Consider the following 3,122-nt stretch of genomic DNA (forward strand, 5'->3'; position numbering starts at 1 on the left):
TGGTGGGCGAGGCGGTTGGCGCGGGCGTTGAGCTCTTTGTAGGTCAGTGCGCTTCCGGCGCAGATGACGGCGTGGGCGTCGGGTGTGCGTGCTGCTTGGTCTTGGAACAGCTGGGGGACGTTCGTCAGGGGAAGCGGGACGTCGGTGTTGTTCCACTCCCGCAGTACCCGGTGGTGTTCGTCCTCGCTGAGGACGTCGATCCCGCTCAGCCGGATCTCCGGGTCGGTGAGGACCGCGGCGACCAGCCGCCGGAACCGCTCCACCATCGCCACGATCGTTTCGCGGTCGAACAGGTCGGCCGCGTACTCGACGTCTCCGTCGACCCCCGCGGGGCTCCCGTCCTCGGCGAAGCGCTCGGTCAGGCTCCAGGACATGTCGAACTTGGCGGCCCCGACATCCAGCCGCTCCTCCTGGACGCCCAGTCCGGCCAGCTCCACAGCGGCGTCGGCGTTGTTCTGCAGGGCCAGCATGACCTGGAAGAGGGGTTGGTAGGCGGTGGAGCGGGTGGGGTTGAGGACTTCGACGAGGCGGTCGAAGGGGAGGTCTTGGTGGTCGAGGGCGGCGAGGCTGGTGTCGCGGGTGCGGGTGAGTAGTTCGCGGAAGGTGGGGTCGCCGGTGAGGTCGTTGCGTAGGACGAGGGTGTTGACGAAGAAGCCGACCAGGTCGGTGAGTCCTTCGTCGGTGCGGCCGGCGACGGGGACGCCCACGGGTATGTCGGTGCCGGCGCCCACGCGGTTGAGCAGTGCGGCGAAGGCGGCCTGGACGACCATGAAGACACTGACGCCGCACGCCCGGGCCAACTCCGCTATCTGGTGGTGTGTGTGCTGGTCCAGCCGCAACGGCACCATTCCGCCGCGGTGGCTGGGTGTCGCCGGGCGGGGACGGTCGAGCGGAAGGCTCAAGAGGTCGGGGCTGTGGTGGAGTTGCTGTCGCCAGTAGGTGAGTTGGCGGGCGGCGAGGCTGTCGGGGTCGTCTTCGTGTCCGAGGAGTTCGCGTTGCCAGAGTGCGTAGTCGGCGTACTGGACGGGCAGCGGCTCCCAGTCGGGCTGCTCGCCGGCGCATCGGGCGGCGTAGGCGTGGGAGACGTCGCGGACGAGCGGTGCCAGGGACCATCCGTCGCAGGCGATGTGGTGGATCACCAGCAGCAGCACATGCTCGGTGTCGGACACCGCGAAGAGTCGCGTTCGCAGTGGCAGGTCCATGGACAGGTCGAAGCCACGTGCACCTTCGGCGGTCAACAGCCGTGCCAGTTCCTCTTCATCGGCAACCGGCCGTTCCTGGAAGTCGACTACGAGATCGGACCGGGCGATGATGCGCTGAACGGGCTCGCCGTCGGCCTCGGTGACGAGGGTGCGCAGGCTCTCGTGGCGCAGCATGACATCGCTCAGTGCGGCCCGTAGCGCATCGGGGTCCAGGGAGCCGGACAGGCGTAGGGGCATGGCCATGTTGTAGGTGCCGCTGATCCCTTCCAGGCCGGAGAGGAACCACAGTCGCTGCTGTGCGAAGGAGAGCGGCAGGACTTCCGGTCTGGGGGTGGTGGCGGTCAGGGCCGGGCGGGTGCCCGCGCCTGCGCCCGCTTCGACGAGGGTGGAGAGTGCGGCCACGGTTGGTGACTGGAACAGGGCTCGTACGGGTACGTCCACGCCGAAGACCCCGCGGATGCGGCTGATCAGCCGGGTCGCCAGCAGTGAATGCCCGCCCAGTGCGAAGAAGTCGTCATCGATGCCCACGCGGGACGCACCCGACGTACCCGATGCGCCCGACGTACCCGACGCGCCCGACGCGCCCGATGTGCCCGTTGTGCCGTGTGCGTCTTGCAGTCCCAGGACTTCGGCGAACAGGCCGCAGAGGATCTCTTCGCGCGGGTTGCGTGCGGTGCGTCCGCCGGTGGTGCCTGTGTGGTCCGGTGCGGGGAGGGCTCGTCGGTCCAGCTTGCCGTTGCCTGTGAGCGGGAGGGCGTCCAGCACCATGAACGCCGAGGGCACCATGAAGGCCGGTAGCGCCCCTGCCGCGAAGGTCCGCAGCTCGGCGACGTCCAAGGCGTCCGTGCCATCCGCAGCGTCCACGGTGTTCACCACGTCCGCCGACGTGTTCGCCGTATCCGTGACATCCGCAGCGTCCAAAGCATTCCCGGCGGTGGGGACCACGTACCCCACCAGCCGGCGGTCCCCGGCGCGGTCTTCGCGTACCACCACCGCGACTTGGCCGATGCCCGGGTGTCGGGACAGGACGGATTCGATCTCGCCGGGTTCGATGCGGAAGCCGCGGATCTTCACCTGGTCGTCGGCGCGTCCGAGGAATTCCAGTTCGCCGGTGGGCGACCAGCGCGCCACATCGCCGGTGCGGTACATCCGTGCACCGGAGCCCGTGAAGGGGTCGGCCACGAAGCGTTCCGCGGTCAGGCCCGGACGCCCGAGGTAGCCCCGTGCCAGCCCCGCACCCGCCACGAACAACTCACCGGCCACCCCCACCGGCACCGGACGCAGACCCGCATCCAGTACGTAGGCGCGCACCCGCGAGATCGGCCGCCCGATCACCGGCTGCGGCTGGTCCGTGATCTCGCCGTCGATGGAGTCGACCGTGCACTCGGTCGGGCCGTAGGTGTTGTAGGCGACCGTTGTCGGGCAGGCCGCCAGTTCGTCCCACAGCGCCTGCGGAACGGCCTCGCCGCCCACGACCACCATCAGCGGTACATGGCCGCCGGGTTCCAGCAGTCCGAACGAGAGGAGTTGCTGGACGTACGAGGGCGTTCCGTCGATGTAGTCGATCCGCTGCTCACGGACGTAGTGCACCAGCGCCTCGGCGTCGTGCCGGGCCCCGTCCTCGATGAGGTGCAGTTCGTGCCCGTCGATCATCCACAGCATCGGGTCCCACGAGGCGTCGAAGGACCACGAAGCGGTGTGTGCGACCCGGAGCCTGCGCTCACCGAGCGCCTTGAGCGCCGTCGTGAAGAGGGCCGATCCGCTGCTGTAGACCTGGGCCAGGTTGGCCAGGCCCCGGTGCTCGACCACGACACCCTTGGGTCGACCGGTGGAGCCCGACGTGTAGAGCACATACGCCGGGCGGGCCGACGCCCGTTCGTCCCACGGGACGTCCACGTCCCGCACCGGGTGCAGAGCCAG

Annotated in this window: 1 protein-coding gene; it reads right to left on the bottom strand. The window is 69.3% G+C overall.

Going from position 1 to position 3,122, the window contains the following annotated elements; all coding sequences use genetic code 11:
- The coding region (locus tag AB0G84_RS36135; RefSeq protein ID WP_361330942.1) for a condensation domain-containing protein at nucleotides 1-3,122 on the bottom strand (3,122 nt) is incomplete at both ends.

The sequence above is a fragment of the Streptomyces sp. NPDC020742 genome, assembly GCF_040641675.1.
Lineage (GTDB): Bacteria > Actinomycetota > Actinomycetes > Streptomycetales > Streptomycetaceae > Streptomyces.